17 protein-coding genes are annotated in these 20,790 nt (G+C 43.5%); 6 read left to right on the forward strand and 11 right to left on the reverse strand.

Going from position 1 to position 20,790, the window contains the following annotated elements; all coding sequences use genetic code 11:
• Positions 1 to 256 precede the first annotated feature (256 nt).
• Positions 257 to 2,242 (reverse strand): methyl-accepting chemotaxis protein, encoded by a 1,986-nt coding sequence (locus tag FLK61_RS18590; RefSeq protein WP_176010835.1) that lies wholly within the window; start codon positions 2,240 to 2,242, stop codon positions 257 to 259.
• Between the two features lie 183 nt (positions 2,243 to 2,425).
• Between FLK61_RS18590 and FLK61_RS18595 the strand changes: the two genes are divergently transcribed.
• From FLK61_RS18595 to bshB2, 3 genes are read left to right on the forward strand one after another with little or no spacing between them, the layout of a single operon-like run.
• Entirely contained in the window at positions 2,426 to 3,367 is a 942-nt protein-coding gene (locus FLK61_RS18595; RefSeq protein WP_176010836.1) for an ATP-grasp domain-containing protein, read from the forward strand.
• Positions 3,368 to 3,376: 9 nt separating this feature from the next.
• Positions 3,377 to 3,727: a YojF family protein gene (locus FLK61_RS18600; RefSeq protein ID WP_176010837.1), complete on the forward strand. Its 351-nt coding sequence runs from the start codon at positions 3,377 to 3,379 to the stop codon at positions 3,725 to 3,727.
• Between the two features lie 17 nt (positions 3,728 to 3,744).
• On the forward strand, positions 3,745 to 4,416 hold the full coding sequence (gene bshB2, locus FLK61_RS18605) for a bacillithiol biosynthesis deacetylase BshB2 (RefSeq protein WP_176010838.1): 672 nt from the start codon (positions 3,745 to 3,747) through the stop codon (positions 4,414 to 4,416).
• A 141-nt stretch (positions 4,417 to 4,557) separates the two neighbouring features.
• On the opposite strand, the gene FLK61_RS18610 is transcribed toward bshB2, so the two are convergent.
• From FLK61_RS18610 to FLK61_RS18625, 4 genes are all read right to left on the reverse strand, one after another.
• Complete coding sequence (locus FLK61_RS18610; protein WP_176010839.1) at positions 4,558 to 5,046, reverse strand: hypothetical protein; 489 nt, start codon at positions 5,044 to 5,046, stop codon at positions 4,558 to 4,560.
• 223 nt (positions 5,047 to 5,269) lie between these two features.
• The gene (locus FLK61_RS18615; protein WP_176010840.1) at positions 5,270 to 6,283 is read right to left on the reverse strand and encodes a class F sortase; all 1,014 of its coding nucleotides are present in this window, start codon (positions 6,281 to 6,283) and stop codon (positions 5,270 to 5,272) included.
• A gap of 72 nt (positions 6,284 to 6,355) precedes the next feature.
• Complete coding sequence (locus tag FLK61_RS18620; protein WP_176010841.1) at positions 6,356 to 7,696, reverse strand: copper amine oxidase; 1,341 nt, start codon at positions 7,694 to 7,696, stop codon at positions 6,356 to 6,358.
• A 242-nt stretch (positions 7,697 to 7,938) separates the two neighbouring features.
• A complete protein-coding gene (locus FLK61_RS18625) occupies positions 7,939 to 9,801 on the reverse strand; it encodes an LTA synthase family protein (RefSeq protein ID WP_176010842.1) in 1,863 nt (620 codons plus the stop codon).
• 244 nt (positions 9,802 to 10,045) lie between these two features.
• Between FLK61_RS18625 and FLK61_RS18630 the strand changes: the two genes are divergently transcribed.
• Positions 10,046 to 11,269 (forward strand): aminopeptidase, encoded by a 1,224-nt coding sequence (locus tag FLK61_RS18630; RefSeq protein ID WP_176010843.1) that lies wholly within the window; start codon positions 10,046 to 10,048, stop codon positions 11,267 to 11,269.
• Between the two features lie 466 nt (positions 11,270 to 11,735).
• On the opposite strand, the gene map is transcribed toward FLK61_RS18630, so the two are convergent.
• Positions 11,736 to 12,479: a type I methionyl aminopeptidase gene (gene map / locus FLK61_RS18635; protein WP_176010844.1), complete on the reverse strand. Its 744-nt coding sequence runs from the start codon at positions 12,477 to 12,479 to the stop codon at positions 11,736 to 11,738.
• A gap of 181 nt (positions 12,480 to 12,660) precedes the next feature.
• Between map and FLK61_RS18640 the strand changes: the two genes are divergently transcribed.
• Together FLK61_RS18640 and FLK61_RS18645 are read left to right on the forward strand one after the other, a co-directional pair.
• The gene (locus FLK61_RS18640) at positions 12,661 to 14,004 is read left to right on the forward strand and encodes an alanine/glycine:cation symporter family protein (RefSeq protein WP_176011307.1); all 1,344 of its coding nucleotides are present in this window, start codon (positions 12,661 to 12,663) and stop codon (positions 14,002 to 14,004) included.
• A 317-nt stretch (positions 14,005 to 14,321) separates the two neighbouring features.
• A complete protein-coding gene (locus FLK61_RS18645; RefSeq protein WP_176010845.1) occupies positions 14,322 to 15,671 on the forward strand; it encodes a YjiH family protein in 1,350 nt (449 codons plus the stop codon).
• A 258-nt stretch (positions 15,672 to 15,929) separates the two neighbouring features.
• Here FLK61_RS18645 and FLK61_RS18650 read toward each other — a convergent pair whose 3' ends face one another.
• The 5 genes from FLK61_RS18650 to FLK61_RS18670 all read right to left on the reverse strand — a co-directional run bounded on the left by FLK61_RS18650 (position 15,930) and on the right by FLK61_RS18670 (position 20,739).
• On the reverse strand, positions 15,930 to 16,310 hold the full coding sequence (locus tag FLK61_RS18650; RefSeq protein WP_176010846.1) for a RidA family protein: 381 nt from the start codon (positions 16,308 to 16,310) through the stop codon (positions 15,930 to 15,932).
• A 12-nt stretch (positions 16,311 to 16,322) separates the two neighbouring features.
• Positions 16,323 to 17,264, reverse strand: a complete 942-nt coding sequence (gene coaA / locus FLK61_RS18655) for a type I pantothenate kinase (RefSeq protein ID WP_430708775.1) — start codon at positions 17,262 to 17,264, stop codon at positions 16,323 to 16,325.
• 194 nt (positions 17,265 to 17,458) lie between these two features.
• On the reverse strand, positions 17,459 to 18,313 hold the full coding sequence (locus FLK61_RS18660; protein ID WP_176010847.1) for a transglutaminase family protein: 855 nt from the start codon (positions 18,311 to 18,313) through the stop codon (positions 17,459 to 17,461).
• Positions 18,314 to 18,338: 25 nt separating this feature from the next.
• A complete protein-coding gene (locus FLK61_RS18665; RefSeq protein WP_176010848.1) occupies positions 18,339 to 19,286 on the reverse strand; it encodes an alpha-E domain-containing protein in 948 nt (315 codons plus the stop codon).
• Positions 19,279 to 20,739 (reverse strand): circularly permuted type 2 ATP-grasp protein, encoded by a 1,461-nt coding sequence (locus FLK61_RS18670; RefSeq protein WP_176010849.1) that lies wholly within the window; start codon positions 20,737 to 20,739, stop codon positions 19,279 to 19,281. Before FLK61_RS18670 ends, FLK61_RS18665 begins: the two co-directional genes overlap by 8 nt.
• Positions 20,740 to 20,790 lie beyond the last annotated feature (51 nt).

Consider the following 20,790-nt stretch of genomic DNA (forward strand, 5'->3'; position numbering starts at 1 on the left):
AACACATTGGCGCGCCGGCATGAAGCAAGCATGTGCACCTTGTCACGTAATTTTAACAAGTACGCTATGAATGGAGTGATTGCGCGATACCACCCTGGTTTCGCGCGATCAACCCTCCAACTTGCGCAGTTCCGCCTTCAATTTGCGCGGTTTTTTTCATGTTGCGCGATTCGCTCCTCAACTTGCGCGATTCACCCCCGTTTTCACACGAACAAAACCCCCGCCTCAACTAAAGGGGCAGGGGCTCACTCACTATTTAAAGCTTAAACCGCTCTGTTTTCTCTTGTAGCGCGGCACTTAGATCATTTAGTTGTTCGGATGTTTTGCCCACGGCTTCTACTGCACGTGTTTGTTCAGACGCTGATGCGGACACTTCTTCTGCGGTTGCTGCTGCGTTTTCGGATACTTCGGCAACGCGCGTGATCGTTGTCGCAATCGCTTCTTTTTTCTCTGTGACACTCGCAAGCTGCCTTGTCAGCGCGTCTAATGCAGTCGTGAGTGCGTCGATTGACGTGACGATCGTTCCAAATGTTTCATGCGTATCGACTACAGCTTTGCGCTGTTCTTCACGCATCGTATTCGCTGCAGTCATCGTCGTTGCTACGTGCTTCGTTTCTTTTGTCACTTCCGTCAACGTTTCATGGATGCGGTCCGTCGCGCGCATAGACTGCTCAGCAAGCTTTCTTACCTCATCCGCTACTACCGCAAAGCCTTTCCCATGCTCTCCGGCGCGAGCAGCTTCAATGCTTGCGTTCAACGCTAGTAAATTCGTCTGATCCGCAAATTCAGAGATCGTTTTTACGACTGTTCCGATCTCCGCTACTTTCGACGTTAAGCCCGTAATGGCCTTATCCACCTGTACGAAAATATCAGAAGTTTGTTGCGTACGTTGTTCGAGCACCGTAATTCGATCCTGCCCCTCGACGTTAGCAAGCTTCATTTGATTAGAGAGTTCATTCATATGAGACGTCTGCTCGTGAGCCTGATCCACCTGCTCCGCAAGTAGCAACACTTCACGGTTAACATCGTCAATGTCTTCTGCCTGCGTTGCGGCACCCTCTGCTACATCATTAACGGCCGTCGCCATGTCTTCGCTTGTCGCAACCGTTTCTTCCGAGATTGCACTTAGCTCTTCAGCCATTGCGCGAGAATCATTTACAGAAAGTGTGATCGATTCCAGTAAGCCGCGCAAAGCAACCGTCATCTCATTAACCGATGTCCCTAGTTGGCTAATTTCGTCTTTCCCTTTTACATTAAGTGTCTGAGAGAAGTCTCCATCCGCCATACGTTTTACGTGATTATTCACTAATGAAATTGGACGTGCTAATTTACCTGCTGCAAAATAAGAGGCAACAATCGCAGCTAATATCGCAACTATTCCGACTATTAGGAACGTATTTCGAGTAGTAGATAGTTCACTGTATAGATCACTATTGTCATAAATAGAAGCAACCTTCCACCCAAATCCAGAAACCTCGTTATAGTAAGCAGTTCGCTGTGCTGATTGTACGTTACTGGCTCCCTCTGCCCCTACAATTTCTGATAGAAACGAGCTTTCGTTAATTTCTCCACCAACTAATGATTCATCTGTGTGCGCGATGAACACACCGTTTTGATCAATTAATGCTAAGTCACCGTTGTAGCCAACGTTTGATTCTTGGAGCGGTCTTACCATATTTTCTAAAGAGAGATCGATGGCTTGAACGCCTAAAAGCGTGCCGCCGTCTGTGATAGCTTTGGCGACTGTGATAATGAGCTCGTTTGTATCCACATCGATATATGGATCCGTCCAAATGACCCCGTCTGGTGATGCCGCTGCTTCTTCGTACCACGGTCTCGTGCGCGGATCAAAGTCCGCTGGGAGATCGATGATCGGTGTGCTCTCTAGAACTCCTTGCGCGGAGGCGACATACATGAGCTGCGTGCCTTCCTCTCTCGCCATAAACGTATCATGTGTGGCAACTAGTTCTGCCCAAGCCTCATCGGCTTCGGCTGGTGTGCCCGTTAAGTATGTAAGCGTGCGCTCGTCCTCTGCCAAAAGCTCGGCTGATAGCGAATATTTATCTAAGTACTCTTGAATAAAGCGCTCCACGTCGTTGACTGTTGCTGTCGCGTTTTCACTTACAGAGCTCTCAATGCCTTCACTTAGCTGAAAGTAAATGATGGCAGATGTGATGATCATCGTAGTGATGATAAGTACCCCTGCAAACGTGACTAATTTCCCTCTTATCGACTGATTCATACCCATCCTCCTTCATTTTTAAACCCCATATTATGTATACTATTATGCGACATTTTTACTATGTAAACAACCCTATATTTGGACTATATTTATATTTGACTAATTAGGTCGGAATAGTTGAATTATTGGAACCGGTTGCTTTACAATAGTTTCATATAAAAGCACGCGAAGGGATGAATTTTAATGAGCAAATTATATATTATTCACGAGAACGACGAATGGACAGCACCGCTTAAAGCGGCATTAGAGGAACAGGGCGTTCCGCACGAGGATTGGCATTTGGACCGAGGTGTAGTACCACTCGACGAAGCACCACCAGAGGGCGTTTTTTATAATCGCATGAGCGCATCCTCTCACTCTCGGGGACATCGCTATGCACCTGAGCTTACTGCAGCGACAATCGAATGGCTCGAAAGCAACAACCGTCGCGTATTAAATGGTACGCGAGCACTCCAATTAGAAGTGAGTAAAGTAGCACAGTATCAGGCGCTCAAGCAGTTTGATATTAAAGTCCCTAGAACGATCGCAGCAGTCGGCGAAGAGGAGTTGCTCGCAGCTGCCGAAAAAATGCCGACTCCGTTCATTACGAAGCACAATCGAGCTGGAAAAGGGTTAGGCGTTCATCGCTTTGATTCTGTAGATGCGTTAAAGCGCGCACTAGATCAAAAAGAAATCGAACCGTCTGTGGATGGAATTATGCTCTTACAGGAATACATCGCAGCTCCAGACCAGACGATCACTCGCTGCGAATTTATTGGTGGAAAGTTTATGTACGCGGTACGCGTCGATACATCCGAGGGCTTTGAGCTCTGCCCAGCAGATGCCTGCCAAATCAGCGATCAATTTTGCCCAACGGACGGATCGACACCAAAAGCAAAATTTGAAATTATCTCAGACTTCACTAGTCCTATGATTAAAAAGTACGAGAACTTTTTACAAGCGAATAATATCGCATTTGCAGGAATTGAGCACATAACAGATGCAAATGGCGTCTCATTCACGTATGATGTGAATACAAACACGAATTATAATCCTCAAGCAGAGGAGCAGGCACAACTATTTGGTATGAAGCAGCTTGCTGCCGAGCTAAAGCAGGAGCTCCTTCAGCCACAAAGCCTGCGTTAAGGAGGTCCCATGGAGGCAATTGATAAAACGCGCGTTCAGGAGCTATTAGACGAGCTTGCTGGCACGCCCCTTTACATCCATTTAGAAACAACGAATGGCGCATATGCAAGTCACGTAAACGAGTCCTTTTTCTCAGCCGGCGCATTCATCCGTAACGTAAAGCTTACGTTCCTACACGGTAAAATCGCTGGCGCCGGACCGTATCGCATCGGATTCGAGACAGAGCTAGGCTGGTTATACGGAGAAGGCTTAACAGACTTTGAAGTAGACAAGGAAGGCCGCTATTTATTTGCAGGTCATGACGCAGACGGCAGACTTGCCATTGCGTTAGAACTAAGCCGCGAGCCGTTCACAAAATAACTGGAGGAGGTATCACGATGGAAGAAAGTCACGTATTAGTCGTGTTCCCTCATCCGGATGATGAAGCATTCGGTGTAGCGGGAACAATTATGAAGCACACAGACAACGGAACACCTGTCACGTACGTATGTTTAACACTTGGAGAAATGGGGCGTAACATGGGTAGACCTGTCATGGCAACTCGTGAGTCTCTCCCTTTAATTAGACGTGAAGAATTGGATGAAGCCTGTCGATTACTAGGTATCACAGATCTACGCCGATTTGGCATGCGCGATAAAACAGTAGAGTTTGCCGATCAAGATGCCCTTGCTGATCGAATAGGCGATGTCATTAACGAGCTAAAGCCATCTCTTGTCATCACGTTTTACCCTGGCTACGCGGTACACCCCGATCATGACGCAACTGGCGCGTGCGTGATTGAAGCAGTCCGCCGCATGAATCCTGAGGATCGACCAACTATTCACGCTATCGCATTTGCTAACGGTAGCGAAGAAGCGATCGGAGAAGCAGACGTTGTTCGCGATGTTCGCGATTACAGCGATCGTAAAATGGAAGTCATCGCTGCTCACGCATCACAAACAGCTGGCTTAATGGAGCAAATTAAAAATCGTGTCGAGAAACTTGACGATACATTGGCAGAACAGCTCAGTAACGAGCGTTTTTGGACGTATACGATTGAGGATAAATAGAAAAAAGAGGCTGCGGAGTAATGATTCTCCGCAGCCTCTTTTTTTGGGTGAATGGCGCTACTAGATGGATGAACTGGACGGTTAGCCACTTCGGTTATGTGATTGGTTTCAACTTGCGCGGTTTTACTTGTGCGAATGGCTTCACGGCATCGAAACTACAGATGCAACCTGTCTTTCTACCAATAGTTCACGCGTTTTTTCAGGGGAAGCAACATAAAAAGTATCGTGTCGTTTTTGATGCGTTTGCACGATCGATAATTCTAATTGCTGTCCTGACAGCTCGTAGTTGTGTAGCTCTTCCCACTTAAACTGGAATGTACAACGTTTAAACACGGAGACAAATGTAATGTAGTTCTCCGTTGTTACAAGGTAGCCGGAAGTTTCTCCTTGTACCTTCATAACTGGAATCATCGCCTCAATTTTTTCGCTAGTTAATGACTCTGCTTTGCTACGAACGTAGAAGTAGATGAGCGCATCTAGTCCTACTGTTACTGCAAGAGCAGTGACAATACTTGCGACACCAAGCGCAGCGTTTACTGGCCACAGATAACTAGGGATTAACACTCCGAGAGATAAAATAGCTAAAACATACCTAAAATAGCGACCAAAAAACGGATTTGTTGTAATCATCACCTACACCTCTTTCTCATAATGGAATATATACGTATACCCTAATTTATGTATATGCTAAACCTGTTTTTGGTAGAACAAGTATTTTTCTCATTTTTAACAGGACAGCCTGTCTATAATCAGTCAACAAAAAAACAAGAACCACCTATAATGGTGATCCTTGCTTATTACCTATTTATATCATAAGCCTTTCAGGCTCTCTCCCCTAAACTTACACGGTTACCTAACCGAGGCTCGGCGCTGAACGTCTTGACTCAATACCGTTAACGTCGACAGCCGTCACAGCGTACACATTACTTGCTGACTCTTCATCATAAATGCTTTTACGTTCATGTGCGGAACGACTCTCAATATGGATCCATCCGTTCCCGTCCTTACGATAAACGCGGTACCCAATGACAGAATCGTCTCTTACTGCGTGCCAGGAGATCATACCACCTTGAACGGTTACGTTAGATGGTTGCGCAATTCGATCTGATGGCTCTTGTGTATCATCCGGACCATCCTTCAGCTGTGTAAAGACTACTAGACGATCCTCGTGTGTGCGTGCATCTCTATTAAATGTTCCTGTACACGTAATTAAATTTAAGTTTCGGCCATCAGATGGACCAAAGATTGTTTGAATCGGTGCATTATCATAAGGATACGTTTGCTTGCCAACTACTTCAAACACGAGCTCTTGTCCCTCATCACCAATTACCGTGATTTCGTCACCTTCTACAAGCTGCTCTAAATCAAAGAATACTGCGGGACCTGTGCGGCTGTCGACGTGTCCTGCAAGGACAGAATTACCTTGTTCTCCTGGACTAAATCCAGGCTCAAACCAACCAACTTCATCCATTGCTTCTGGAACGCCCATTTCTCCATTTTCTAAAATACCAACGTTTGAGATTGGTGCATCAACGCCAATGCTCGGAATTTGAATACGAGTTGGCTCTTCGATGACATAATCGGTGCCATCAACAGTCTCTTCCACTACTTCTCTATGTCGATCTGCAATAACAAATTCTTCATCTAACGGGAGATCGCTTGGAGCAGTGACGACCTCCTCTTCTACCTCCGGCGTCAAACCAGGGTCAGAGTCTCCGCCCACTTCCTCAGCAGCCTCATTTACCTCATCTTCCTGCACAAGCTCTAGCTCAGAAACATTGAAGAAGGATGCACCAGTTGATTGATACCCCGCTACTAAAAACAATGCAAGTCCACTTATCAACAACGTTATCCCCACTGCTCTCATACGTTCTCACCTACCCTTTTTATTATGTATAAAGGCTGTCCACATGTGGACAACCTCTTTAGTTATCAGAAATTATGCTTCGTTAGAAGTCTTGCGACGTAGGAAGAATACGCCACCAGCTGCTAGGATTGTACCAAGTCCAACATATAGCATTGTTAGGTCGTTAGACTGTGATCCACCTAGACCAGTACGAGGCATTTCTTCAGGCATGTCACCTTCAGCAAAGTTGTCTGGGAATTGAGCAACAATCGCTCCACCTAGAGCTTCACCTACACCAAACATGAACGAGTATCCTTCGCGGAAGTTATCCCACGCTGCGTCAAAGTCACCAGCTACATATGCGTTAATAGTATCTTGCTTTTGTTGTTCGTGAATTTGTACAGATTCAATTGCTGCTTCTGTTGGAAGATTCTCTTCTGTAGCAGCTCCAAGGAATGCACCAAACTCAGGAGCAAATTCGTTTAATAGGCGATCTTGTGCTTCTTCTCTCGCTGCATCGTCACCAGCTACTAATGCAGAAACAAGGTCAGCTTCCGCCACGATGTGGTTTTGTGTCCATAGAGTTTCGAACTGAGCAGCACCTTCGTCACCATAGATAGATGCGATAGCAGCTGTAAAGTCCGCTGTGTTCATATCTTCAGCCCATGTTACGAAATCGTAATCCGGAGCTTCTTCAAAGCCTTTTTGTAAACCAAGTGAAGCTAATGCAAAGTGCTCAGAAGCAAGTTGGTTTAATGTAGAGCGTAGACCTACAGCTGGTGTATCTGCTGCTGTATTTTCGAATGCGTCAGGCATTTGAGTTGTGATTGCGACAGATAGCGCTCCAGAGATATCATACATGAGGTCGAAGCCTTCACGGAATGTTGTCCAGCTTTGCTCGTAGTCACCAGCAACATATGCGTCAAATGTGCCAAGTACTTGCTCTTCGTGTAATGCTAGTACAGATGCTGCAGTCTCCTTAGGTAGGTTACCTTCAGTTGCTGCATCTAAGAATGTAGAAAACTCATCGACGAATTCATCTACTTCCATTAACGCTTCTTCTCTTAATGCATCGTCATCATTTAGTGCCGCTGTGACGAAGTCGTCTGTATAATCATTATGTCCTCTGAAAATTCGCTCAAATTCAGCTGCACCTTCATCGCCGTAGATAGAAGCGATTGCTGGAGTCATATCTGCTGCGTTTTGGTCAAGAGCGTCCGTTACCTGCATGGCGTCTGGCGCTTCATCATATTGCTTCATCATGGATGTTACTGCTAATACGAAGTGTTCAGATAAAAGTTCATCTAATGTTGCTCGTAAATCTCCTGCCGGAGTTGAAGCTGATGGTGCTTCATGCGCTGCTCCTGCAACTGTAGGTAATAGTAGTGATGTCGCTAATACTGGTGCAATAATTCGTTTCGTTACTTTTTTCATATTTTAACACTCCTTTGTTTTTGTTCTTCACATAAGTAAACGAGGAGTAGATCAAAACGGATCACTTTTTTTATTTTTATTAATTTAAAGAGTATTTGTCTACTGTTTAAAACGTTGATACGGCAGCGTTTTTCGTTAATATTAAAGATATTTCTTTTTTTGAAAAAGTTTATACTGTCTACGCCATCACACATCTAATCTGTCTTTAAATAAGAAAAACCACTGACAGTTTGCCAGTGGCCTTATCCTTCATCTCCACGAAAGAAGCGAAGTAAATCTCCATATATAATCTCGTCTGAATAGTTAAGCTCTGCTGTGCCTCGCTCTGCAATATCAAAGCAACGGTCAAGTGGGAGCTCTTGTTTATCAGAGTCCCTATAGCAAAACTCTCTTGTATACACGAGTTCATTTGTCACAATATTGCCGTTACGTAAAACGACAAAGTCATCTCGCTCTTCGGCAAGAAGATCGTGCCCAAACATAACATGCTCATCGCGGGACATTCCTAAAAGATTCAGCATCGTTGGCATGACATCAACTAGTCCACCAACCGTATCGGATATTTCCGCTTCCTCTTCCATACCTGGAATGTGAATAAATAATGGAACTGTATCGAGCTTTAAAGCTTCATAATCATCAATCTCATAGCCTAACACTTGCTCTAGCTGATCATAGTGACTAGCCGCAATACCATAGTGGTCTCCGTATAAGACAAAAACAGTATCTTCATATAGCCCAGCTTCCTTCATTTCATCAAATAAGACTTTAACAGCCTCATCTGTATATCTCACTGCTGGGAAATACCGATTGACGATATCACTATCTGTCTCAGGAGGATCCATAAAATAGTCCTCTGGATCAAGCTCATACGGGAAGTGGTTCGTTAATGTTAAAAAGGATGCGTAAAATGGTTGAGGTAGCTCTTTTATATAGTCCATCGACTGCTCAAAGAATGGAATATCCTTCATTCCCCATCCAACCGAATTCTCGTCTGAAATAGTAAAGGACTCCGTATCATGCCATGAATCATATCCTAAATTAGGATAGACCTCGTTACGATTATAGAAGGTATCTGTATTAGCATGGAACGACGTTGTAAAATAGCCAAGCTCCTGGAGTTCACTCTGAAATGGCATGAGCTGATTGGTAGCTGCATTTGTGTGAAAGACAGCGCCTCGACCTAATGGATAAAGCGAGTTAGCCATCATAAACTCTGTATCGGACGTTTTACCTTGACCTGCCTGGTCGTAAATATTACTAAAATAAAAGCTAGAACGTTTTAACTCATTGAGGAATGGAGTCACTTCCTGACCGTTTATTTCTTTATCTATCACAAATTCTTCGACAGACTCTAAGGAGATATAAACGATATTTTTGCCCTCCGCAACGCCAGTCAAATCCTGATTAGGCTCCACTTGGAACCTCTCCAGGTGCTCTTTTATCGCTGTGAGATCATCACGCTCGGCAAATGCGGTTTGTGAATTTGTAGCTAGTTGTAGATAGGCGTCGTAGAAATAAAAGTTGTAGATTCCGAGTGACCTTATTAGGTAGTCACGGTCAAAGGAATGAACAGGTTGCTCCGGGGAGTACGTCTGACCTGCGACTAAGATAACTGCCACGATCGACACGATAATCCCATACTTTGCTTTGGAGCGTTTAAGCGGAGCGCGCTCAACGGTAAGCTGTTTAGGACGCTTCACCATTAAATATAAGAGTATAAAACAATCAATAAAAAAGATAATGTCATAAAGGCGAATGAGTTCAAAAATACTTGTGCTAAGATCCCCCATGTTCCCACTCATAACAAGCATTGGTAGCGTAATAATATCGGAAAACTCTCTATAATAAACGGCGTTAGCATAAAGTAAGGCGGAGAGTGCAATGGTGAGTATAACGTAATATGGCCGCTGCCAGCTCGGCTTCATTAAAAGTCCGAGACTAAATACGATGAGGAGAAATGCCAATGGATTTACAATAAAAATAAACGCTTCAAGCGCCTGATTCACGGCGAGCTCAAACGTTACCATCGACACGATAAATGTTTTTATCCAAAGGATCCCAAGGCACAGAAACATGAATCGGTGTTGCTTTATAAATGCTCTCATGCTGGACAATCCTTTCGTTAAATTACCCATAATTTTGGAAATGCTCTATATGTCTATTGTAATGAGGCGAATGGTTGTTAACAACTACTTTGTGCATAATTACACTATTTTAGAGAATGGCGCTTTATACATTACCCTTTTTTATTGTCAGAAAAACCTGTTATATTTCGTGCGTCTAAGTGTTCAAGCCTCTTTATTCCTGCTAAACTAAAAGGTGGATTGTTAAATTGAGAGGAGAATGTATATGTCTTTTGAACAAAAGTTAGATAAGTATGCAGAGCTAGCTGTAAAGGTAGGCGTCAATGTACAAAAGGGTCAAACACTTGTTGTGAATGCCCCTATCGAGAGCGCTGACTTTGTGCGTCACGTTGCAAAGCATGCGTATGCGGTTGGTGCTAAAACGGTTCACGTGGAATGGAACGACGATAAACTTACTCGCATCCGCTATGATGAAGCTCCAATGGAGTCTTTCGAAGAATTTCCAATGTGGAAGGCTTCTGGAATGGAAGAAATGGCGGAAAACGGCGCAGCCTTCATGACGATTAAATCGACCGATCCTGATCTACTGTCAGGCGTTGACGGTAAGCGTATTGCTACTGCTAACAAGGTTTCTGGTAAAGCAATGAACGGCTTCCGCCGCTATATCCAATCAGATAAAGTCAGCTGGCTTGTCATCTCCACTCCTTCTGAGGCGTGGGCAAATAAAGTATTCCCTGACTCTGATAATGCGATAGAAAAGCTGTGGGATGCGATGTTTGAAGCGACTCGTATTAATTTAGAGGATCCTATCGCTGCTTGGCAGGAGCATGATGAGGTGCTTCGTTCAAAAGCGCGCGAGCTTACGGAGAAAAAATATCAAAAGCTTCACTATACAGCAAAAGGAACAGATTTAACGATCGAACTACCTAAGACACACATTTGGGTCGGTGGTGGCGGTCCTAATAAAGATGGCGTTCAGTTTATTGCGAACATGCCAACAGAAGAAGTTTTCACTGCCGCTAAAGCAGACGGTGTAAACGGTACTGTCTCAAACACAAAGCCACTTAACTATGGTGGTAACACAATTGACGGCTTCACTCTTACGTTTAAAGACGGGAAGGTTGTCGATTTCACTGCTGAAAAGGGCGAAGAAACGCTTAAGCACTTACTTGATACAGACGAAGGTGCTCGTCGTATTGGAGAAGTAGCGCTTGTACCGCACAGCTCTCCAATTTCGCAGAGCAATATCCTTTTCTACAACACACTTTATGACGAAAATGCGTCGAATCACTTAGCATTAGGTAGCGCATACCCAACAAACATTGAGAACGGCGCATCTATGTCCGAAGCAGAGCTGCAAGCGGCTGGTATCAACACAAGCATTACACACGTAGACTTCATGATGGGCGCAGCAGACATGAATATCGACGGTGTAAAAGCAGACGGCACAACAGAAGCCATCTTCCGTAATGGAGAATGGGCGTTTTAATAAAGTTGCTCATGTAACGACACTAGAAAGGAGCTGGGACAAAAGCGATTATTTTGTCCCAGCTTTTTTATCATACATGTTGTGCGTTTAACCGGGAGTGGGCCTCGGTTATCCGCTTTTCTTCCTACATTATCCGGAATCACTTTTCAATTATCCGCTTTTCTCCTTGAATTATCCGGAATCACGCTCCGATTATCCGCTTTTCTCCTTGAATTATCCGGAATCACGCTTCAATTATCCGCTTTTCTTCCTCCATTATCCGAAAACACGCTCCGATTATCCAGAAATGTAATCGATCACGTGAAAATCGTCTCCGAACTGCATGAATTGCTACTGACCTTACTTATTCAGGCATAAGGTAAAACCTCGCGAAACTCTTCCTCCCATATGTAATGACTCTTTTACCAAAAACAAAAACCCTACCACCTCAGAGAGTGTCGCTCTCTAAAGTAGCAGGGTTACCGTTTTAAGCAGTCGTAATAATCAAACCATCCTTTGTAACGACAATCGTATGCTCAATTTGAGCAACATATGACCCATCCTTCGTCGATAGCGTCCAGCCATCCTTTTGCTCATAAACTTGTTCAGCACCAGTCGAAATAAACGGTTCAAATGCTAAAACAATGCCTTCTTCCATGATTCCTCTACTCTGCTTTTCATCATAGTTAAAGATATGCTCTGGCTCGTCACGCAGCGAGTGACCGACACCGTGACCAGTCAGGTTTTTAATGACTTTATAGCCCTCTTTACGAGCGAGGCGCCCTACACTGCGACCGATTTGACGAATGGAAGACCCAACCTTAATTGACTCAAGGCTTTCCTCAAAAATACGATCAGTAGCCTCAACTAGATCATGCAATTTTTTATCCCCCGTGCCAACGACAAACGAGCGTCCCGTGTCGGCAAAGTATGGTCCAACTGATCCAGAGACATCAATATTCACTAAGTCTCCTTCTTTAATAACCTGTTTACCAGGAATTCCGTGCGCTACCTCTGTATTCACACATATACATGTATTTCCCGGGAAATCGAAGTGTGCTTTAGGCGCAGATACAGCTCCGTGCTCCTTAAACAATTTACCTGCAAGCACATCAATTTCTTTTGTAGTAACTCCTGGCTTTGTAAATGCAATAAGTTCATCTCGAATGAGACCAATCGCTTTACCAGCTTTTTTTAATCCCTCAAGCTCTTCTTCTGTGCGTACAATCATGCTATTCGCTCCCTTCCATTCCACATTCATTCTACCATAGCTTCCAGGGAGATAATCTAACAAGGTTTCTCCCTATAAATAACAAAATGTTGAAAATATTTATTTATTTCTGTCAATAAGTATGAATATAATAAGTGGTACGCAAAAAATCACACTAGGGGGGAATTTCATGCAGGAGCGTATGATTGACTTTGTTGGCGCTGTCTCCGACGTTGTTTGGGGCATACCAACGCTTATCTTAATTGTAGGAACGGGACTTTACTTAACGGTTCGGCTCGGATTTTTACAATTCCGAACACTCTTTTACTCGCTAAAGCTTGTTTTCACTCCCACACCAGATGATGGGAAATCCAAAGGTGACATCTCTCACTACCAAGCTTTGACCACCGCACTAGCGGCCACGATAGGTACCGGTAACATAGCCGGTGTTGCAACTGCCGTTGTACTCGGGGGACCTGGTGCTGTCTTTTGGATGTGGATTACCGCACTTCTTGGGATGGCGACGAAATATGCCGAGGCTATTTTAGCGGTTAAATACCGTATTCAAAATAGTAAGGGCGAATACTCTGGTGGTCCGATGTACTACATTGAACGAGGACTTAAATTGAAGTGGCTCGCTGTTCTCTTTGCCTTTTTCGGAGCTTTTGCCGCATTCGGTATTGGTAACATGGTGCAGTCCAACTCCGTTGCGCTCGCTTTGGATGAAACGTTTAACGTGCCTGGCTTCGTAACCGGACTTGTATTAACCGTCTTAGCGGGACTCGTTATCTTTGGCGGAATTAAATCGATCGGTCGCGTAACAGCCTTCTTCGTTCCGTTCATGGCTTTATTCTATGTATTAGCAGGACTTATTATTATATTCTTAAACTTTGACCTTGTACCAGCAGCTGTTGGACTTATTTTTTCTGACGCATTCACTGGTCAAGCTGTTGCCGGTGGTGCCATTGGTGCTGTTATTCGCTGGGGTGTTGCGCGAGGAGTCTTCTCCAACGAAGCAGGTCTCGGGTCGGCCCCTATTGCTGCGGCTGCCGCAAAAACCGATTATCCTGGACGCCAGGCTCTCATCTCTATGACGCAGGTGTTTATCGACACGATTATCGTCTGTTCGATCACAGGTATCGTTATCGTCATGGGTGATCTTTACATCGGTGGTGAAACCGGGTCGGCGCTGACCTCACAAACGTTTGAGTTCTTCTTAGGCGGCTGGGGTAGCATCATCGTCGCAATTGGTATTACCTTCTTCGCTTTCTCTACAATCTTAGGTTGGTCTTATTATGGAGAAAAGTGTTTTAGCTACTTATTTAGCGATGCAACCATTCCTTTTTATCGTGCAGCCTTTATTATCGCTGTCTTCTTCGGAACAGTTGCCGAGCTAAACCTTGTATGGGCTATTGCCGATGTCTTTAACGGTCTGATGGCAATTCCTAACTTAATTGGACTCATCGGATTAACCGGTGTCGTTGTGTCTGAGACAAATCGATTCTTAAAAGTAGCACGGGAAGAAAAAGCACGTAAGCTTACTTAATCATGATTAGTAGCCCCTGTCCTTTTGGAGTAGGGGCTACTTTCTTCTGTGTATTCAAAAATCATTTTATGCAAGTATGCACACCTATTATGCAAATTAATTTGACCGAATCCTTCAATTAAGAAGGTAATTATGAGCTGTACATCGAATAATGTAATCGCTAACACTTTTACTGCATATGACCTTACATACCTTTCTATATAAATATAATAAAAATCCATATTAATAGTTGATTTATGCATAGAAATACATTAAGATAAACAAACGTGAATAATTATAATCATTGTACTACTATACAATTCAAAGAGGTGACAAGCATGAAAAATCAAGGCAGTGCTTGGAAGTTCCTTTTATTCTCCTTACTAGGTATCGGGCTATTCATGATGCCAATTACGGCTGGTGACGATATCACGATTCCGATCGCATTTATCGCCGGTCTTGTTCAGGATGCAATCGCAGGAGCACTTCCAACTATTTTAGTTATCGTCATTATTATTAGTTTTCTAGGTACGCTTATCTATAAGGGATTCCGTCCCGATTGGATGAATAACGAGCTCTACACACGACTATTTGACGTTAATGTATTCTGGTTTATCGTTCGTTTAGTAGCCGTTATATTAGCAGTCATGACACTATTTCAAATCGGTCCAGAAGCTGTATGGTCCGGGGATACAGGCGGACTACTATTAGAAGGTTTATTACCAACTCTGTTTGTTATATTCTTCTTTGCAGCGCTCTTCCTACCGTTACTATTAAACTTTGGATTACTCGAATTTTTCGGTGGACTATTAACAAAGGTCATGCGTCCTCTTTTCACTTTACCAGGTCGATCTTCTGTTGATACATTGACTTCGTGGTTAGGTGACGGAACAGTCGGGGTTATTTTAACAAATCAGCAGTATGAGCAAGGCTATTACACAAAGCGTGAAGCTGCTGTAATTGGTACAACTTTCTCTGTTGTCTCTATTACATTTTCTTTAGTTATTATTAGTGAATTGGGTCTTAACGAATATTTTCTTCCGTTCTATGGAACAGTCATTTTAGCAGGTGTTGTCTGTGCGCTTATCATGCCACGTATTCCACCTTTATCATTAAAGTCGGATGAATACATGAATGGACAAACTGGTCAATTAGATGAATCTGTTCCTGAAGAATATAAGGGGCAATCATTCGCAACTGTTCGCTACGGATTTGACCAAGCAAAAATTCGCGCAGATAAAAATACAAGTGTCTCAAGCTTCTTTAAAGACGGAGGTAAAAACGTTCTCGATATGTGGCTCGCGGTTGCACCAGTTGTTATGGCATTCGGTACAATTGGGGTTATCGTCGCTGAATTTACGCCAGTCTTTAACTGGATCGGGGCACCATTCGTTCCTATCCTGGAGTTCATGCAAGTACCGGAAGCGGCGGAGGCCGCACCGACTATTTTAATCGGATTTACCGATATGTTCTTACCGGCTATTTTAGGGTCAGGGATTGAAAGTGAGATGACAAGGTTCATTATCGCCTGTCTCTCTGTTTCTCAGCTTATCTTCCTATCAGAGGTCGGTGGGGTACTACTCGGCTCTAAAATTCCTGTTCGTTTTATTGACTTAGTGATTATCTTCTTAGAACGTACGATTATTTCGTTACCAATCATCGTATTAATTGCACATTTGATTTTTTAAGTAAATGGATACCCTCTAATTGACTACTCGGTCAGTTAGAGGGTATTTTATTTGCGGCTTTTGGGTTGCTGTTTGCACTTCCTCCTTCCCTTTGCACGTCCTCGGACTGCGTTTGCACTTCTTGCTACCCTGTTTGTTCCTCCTCGCACTCCGTTTGCGCCTCCTACCTACCTCTTTGTGCTTTCTCCTACCTCCCTCTCCCAAAACATGAAAAAAAGAACCGCAGCTCTCCACCGCGATTCTTACTTTTATCTTTATTTACTTCTTCGCAATTACCTCTACTTCAACTAAAGCACCCTTCGGCATCTTCGCTACCTCAACAGCACTTCTAGCTGGGTATGGCTCGCTTAAGTATGAAGCATAAATCTCATTGACCTTAGCAAAGTCATTGATGTCCTGTAAAAAGATCAGCGTCTTCACGATGTTACTCATCTCTACCCCGCCAGCCCTCAACACGGCCTCGACGTTTTGCATAACACGATGAGCCTGTGCTTCTACTCCACCTTCTACCATTTCTCCCGTCGCAGGGTCTAAACCGATTTGACCGGAAGTATAAATGAATTCTCCAGTATCAATTGCCTGTGAATATGGACCGATTGCTCCTGGTGCTTCTGTTGTTTTAATTGGTTTTGTCGTCATCTCACATACCTCCTATATTTTGCGCATTAAAATCTCGCTGACAAAGTGATGATCTCCCTTGCGCAGAATTAAATCAGCGCGCTGTCTTGTTGGTAGTATATTATTACGAAGATTCGGCTGATTGATTCGTTGCCAAATGTCCTTAGCGGTTGCATCCGCTTCTTCGTCCGTAAGCTCGGCGTACTTCCTAAAATAAGACTCCGGGTTACGGAAAGCCGTCTGTCGTAACGACTTAAAACGTTCCACGTACCAAGTAAAAATATCCTCTTCCGCAGCATCAACATAAATCGAAAAATCAAAGTAGTCAGAGACGTAAACACCGCCCTGCTGCTTTGGAGGTTGCAACACATTAATCCCTTCGATAATAACAATATCAGGCTGCTCCACAACTTGTTTTTCGCCTGGAATAATATCGTAGGTTAAGTGAGAGTAAACAGGCGCTTCTACAACCGATTTGCCAGACTTAATCTCCGCTAACACACGTAAAAGCTCCTGAACGTTATAGCTCTCAGGGAACCCTTTTTTATTCATAATTCCGCGCTTCTCAAGCTCTGCATTCGGATATAAAAAGCCGTCTGTCGTCACTAAGTCAACGCGAGGATGACGATCCCAGCGAGACATAAGCGTATGTAAAACACGGGCAAACGTACTTTTACCAACTGCAACGCTTCCCGCAATCCCAATAATATACGGGACCTTCTTCTCCTGCTTTTTTAAAAAGACATTTCGGCTACGATAAAGCTCCTGCGATGCGATAGCATGCAGGTGTAAAAGCCGTGTTAACGGCAAATATATATCAGCAATTTCATCTAAATTTAGTGCAACGTTAACTCCCTTTAAACGTTCGACTTCTTCTTGTGTAACCTCCATCGGATACGACTCTCGAAGCGCCGCCCACTCTTTGCGAGTAAACGATAAAAACGGTGATACGTTATCGATAATTCCCATAGTCATCCTTCATCCCTCGTTCAAGCAATGATCGCAGAAAAGCTTTTGAGCCCTGCGTCCCTCCTGCAAGTTTACTCCTTCTACCAAAAAGGTCAATGGCGAATGTTTCCGCTTTCTCGATTATATCTTTCTAAACCCGAAATGGAAAGGAGAAGGATGTAAAGCAGGAAGGGAGCAGACACTCAACTGCTACTCTTTTATTAGTTTTGCTCTAAGAGAGTGACCGATACTTTTACATCTAATGTGTGTTTACCACCACGATATACGCCTTGCAGTGGGCTAACATCCTGATAATCGCGTCCAATCCCCACTCGAATGTGCTGCTCTAACGCCTCTACGTTATTCGTTGGATCAAGTCCTGTCCAACCAATGCCAGGTACCATACACTCTACCCAAGCATGAGTAGCGGAATCCCCGACTAACGCGGAGTTCTCACCGACGTATAAATATCCACTCACATATCGAGATGGAATACCTTTAGCTCGAAGCAAACCGAGCATCACGTGCGTTAAATCCTGACAAACGCCACGCTTTAAGTCAAACGCTTCAGTTGCCCTCGTATTCACTACCGTTGCATCTGGATCATACGTAAACTTTTCATACATATAATTCATAACCTTTAACATATATTCAACAGGATTTGACTCCTCGCCAATCTCTGCATTCGCCTCATCCATTTGTTGTTTTGTTAAAAAAGTAGAGTCCGTATCATTCAAAAATGATAAATAGTGATTATGGAATAAGTCCGATTTAAAAATCTTATCCATTTCATCTGAGAATTGAACCATACGAATAAATGGACTCTTTTGAATGCTCACAACAGAAGTAGACTTTACAATCAGCTCCTTATGAGGCTCTGCAATGAAAAAGCTTTCCACATTATTTCCCCATAAATCGCTAAATTCCTTTGTTAGCGATACTGGAGTAATCTCGGGTCTGTATGTGAGAAGTCTCTGACACTCATCTGTACGTGGCTTTAAGCGGATTTGATTTAAGCTTTGATCGACTGGTGCCTCATAGTTAAGTACGTTTAAATGCTCGATTTGGTATTTCACAAAGCGTCATCCTCTCTATGCTGCCTCAAATGAAGTAGTACGTTTTTGCAAATACATATCCAATCCGATTACAGCTGTTTTGGAAATTATCTAAAAACGGCACCATTTCATCAGAGGTCATCTCTTGAAATTTAATTTTTGTAAACTCACGCGTGACCTCATCTAGTGCATCAAATAGCTCTGCGGAATAATGGGAGACCTTGCCCCCTTCTATCTTCATAACCGCCTCTCGAATATGTTCTACACAATACTCGATCGACCTTGGGAACTGTTCGTAAGAAATTAAAAATGGCAATACCTGACTAGGATCCATTGTCGGCGGGAATCGCTTCAGATATGCATCATAACCATTTAAAAACTGCAGGGCACTCAACCAATAGTAATACTGCGCCTGCACTTCCTCCTGCGCTTCCTTTGTTTTTTCGCAGACGACATTTAGTACTCTCGCAGTCTTCTCACCCCGCTCCAGCCATTTTCCAATCTTAAGAAAACTATATGCCTCTTCTCGTAGCATAGACGACTCGATCACGCCTTGCAACGTAAACGACAGGATCTTTATTTCTTTGAGAAAATTGTATGTTTTTCGTATGGACCAAGAGGCGGGATCACTTTCCATCATTTGCAAGTAATGGCCATTGATTACTTCCCACATTTCTTCTGGAATAATATCGCGAACCGACCGTGCGTTATTACGTGCATATTCCATACAATTAATAATAGAGTTTATATTGTTTCGGTCAAAAATAAGGAAGTGCGCAACAGTCTCTGCAATATAATCATCGTACGTTTCACGGTACTCCTCTACCGAAGAACAAATGTCTAATACAGCCTCCCAATCACTATCAGCAACCGCACTTTGGTCAGATGATTCTAACGCATTAATAAGCCGCGCTTCTAACACTCTCGCATTGTTTTCTGCGCGCTCGATATTACGTGATAACCAAAATAAGCTCGATGCAACGCGACTAAGCATGTGCGTCATCCCCCTTTCGTAGCACCCACGTATCCTTTCCGCCGCCACCCTGAGATGAGTTGACGACAAGCGACCCTTCTTTTAATGCGACTCGCGATAAACCTCCTGGGAGTACATGAATATCCTCTCCCCCAATAGCAAACACGCGTAAATCAACATGGCAAGGGTAAAATCGCTCATCCTGAAAGGCTGGTGCTCTCGAAAGCTGAATCGTTGGCTGGGCAATATATTGCTCCGGTGACTCGAGAATCTTTTGTCTAAATATCTCGATAAGCTCTGGTGTTGCTTGAGGTCCAATCAGCATGTCATATCCACCTGAAGCACCAACATTTTTAACTACGAGCTCGTCAAGTCTACTTAAAACGTCCTTTCGTACCTCTGGATCTGTTAAAAAGTAGGTTTCAACGTTTGGAATGAGTGGCTCTTCACCTAAATAATAGCGAATCATATCTGGTACATACACATACATCGCTTTATCGTCAGCCACTCCATTTCCCACACCGTTACAGATTGCGACGTTCCCTGCCCGGTAAGCCCGCATAAGCCCTGGAACTCCTAGTTCCGAATCTGCATTGAATTCCTCTGGGTCCAAATAGTCATCATCAATACGACGATAAATAATATCAACGCGGTGCAAACCGCGAAGTGTTTTCATATAAACTTTATCGTCCTTTACCAATAAATCCTGCCCTTCTACAAGCTCAATCCCCATTTGCTGTGCTAAGAAAATATGATCATAGTATGCGGAGTTATACATCCCAGGTGTCAACAGGACCGCAACAGGGGCGTCCTTCGATTCTGAACCTTCTGGCACATGACTCAACAAAGCACAGTGTAAATGGGAAGCTTGATGCTCCAATGTCCTAATCTCATGCTCGAAGAAAAGCTCAGGAAACACTTTTCTCATGACAAAACGATTTTGAAAAACATAGGACATACCAGATGGATTACGCAGGTTATCTTCTAATACCCTATACGTACCTTCATTATCACGAATTAAATCAATACCAGCTAAAAAAATGTGGTTATCGTGTGGAATTTTTAACCCTGAAGCTTGCTTTTCATAATAATACTGGTTGTTTTCTACAAGCTCTTTTGGAATAACCCCATCCAATACAATCTTTTTCTCGTTATAAATATCCTCTAAAAATAAATTGAGTGCTTTAACCCGCTGTTTAATACCTGCCTCAATTCTTTCCCAGTCATCACTTGGAATAATAATTGGCACGAGATCAAACGGCATTGTACGCTCTGTTCCACCCTCTTCGTGGTATACGGTAAACGTAATTCCTTGTCGTAAAAAGCTCAGTTGGGCCGTCTCATGCTTTTCGTGCAACTCTTCCAGTGTAAAGTTCTCAAGTAACCGATGGAACGTTTCGTAGTGCCTTCTTGCCGAATTCTTACCTTGCATCATTTCATCATAGTATGTAGCTGGATCATAGTTCTTAAGCATGGATAGGCCTCCTTTGATTAAATAAGAATGAAAGAATATTCTAACAATTAT

Source organism: Paenalkalicoccus suaedae (assembly GCF_006965545.2).
Lineage (GTDB): Bacteria > Bacillota > Bacilli > Bacillales > Salisediminibacteriaceae > Paenalkalicoccus > Paenalkalicoccus suaedae.

Excerpts from the sequence above, each read along its gene's own strand:
- FLK61_RS18670 (WP_176010849.1), bottom strand. The coding sequence starts at position 20,739 with ATGCTTAAGAACTATGATCCAGCTACATACTATGATGAAATGATGCAA.
- FLK61_RS18610 (WP_176010839.1), bottom strand. The coding sequence starts at position 5,046 with ATGATTACAACAAATCCGTTTTTTGGTCGCTATTTTAGGTATGTTTTA.
- bshB2 (WP_176010838.1), top strand. The coding sequence starts at position 3,745 with ATGGAAGAAAGTCACGTATTAGTCGTGTTCCCTCATCCGGATGATGAA.
- FLK61_RS18630 (WP_176010843.1), top strand. The coding sequence starts at position 10,046 with ATGTCTTTTGAACAAAAGTTAGATAAGTATGCAGAGCTAGCTGTAAAG.
- coaA (WP_430708775.1), bottom strand. The coding sequence starts at position 17,264 with ATGACTATGGGAATTATCGATAACGTATCACCGTTTTTATCGTTTACT.
- FLK61_RS18625 (WP_176010842.1), bottom strand. The coding sequence starts at position 9,801 with ATGAGAGCATTTATAAAGCAACACCGATTCATGTTTCTGTGCCTTGGG.
- FLK61_RS18590 (WP_176010835.1), bottom strand. The coding sequence starts at position 2,242 with ATGAATCAGTCGATAAGAGGGAAATTAGTCACGTTTGCAGGGGTACTT.
- FLK61_RS18640 (WP_176011307.1), top strand. The coding sequence starts at position 12,661 with ATGATTGACTTTGTTGGCGCTGTCTCCGACGTTGTTTGGGGCATACCA.
- FLK61_RS18620 (WP_176010841.1), bottom strand. The coding sequence starts at position 7,696 with ATGAAAAAAGTAACGAAACGAATTATTGCACCAGTATTAGCGACATCA.
- FLK61_RS18615 (WP_176010840.1), bottom strand. The coding sequence starts at position 6,283 with ATGAGAGCAGTGGGGATAACGTTGTTGATAAGTGGACTTGCATTGTTT.
- FLK61_RS18650 (WP_176010846.1), bottom strand. The coding sequence starts at position 16,310 with ATGACGACAAAACCAATTAAAACAACAGAAGCACCAGGAGCAATCGGT.
- FLK61_RS18645 (WP_176010845.1), top strand. The coding sequence starts at position 14,322 with ATGAAAAATCAAGGCAGTGCTTGGAAGTTCCTTTTATTCTCCTTACTA.
- FLK61_RS18665 (WP_176010848.1), bottom strand. The coding sequence starts at position 19,286 with ATGCTTAGTCGCGTTGCATCGAGCTTATTTTGGTTATCACGTAATATC.
- FLK61_RS18600 (WP_176010837.1), top strand. The coding sequence starts at position 3,377 with ATGGAGGCAATTGATAAAACGCGCGTTCAGGAGCTATTAGACGAGCTT.
- FLK61_RS18595 (WP_176010836.1), top strand. The coding sequence starts at position 2,426 with ATGAGCAAATTATATATTATTCACGAGAACGACGAATGGACAGCACCG.
- map (WP_176010844.1), bottom strand. The coding sequence starts at position 12,479 with ATGATTGTACGCACAGAAGAAGAGCTTGAGGGATTAAAAAAAGCTGGT.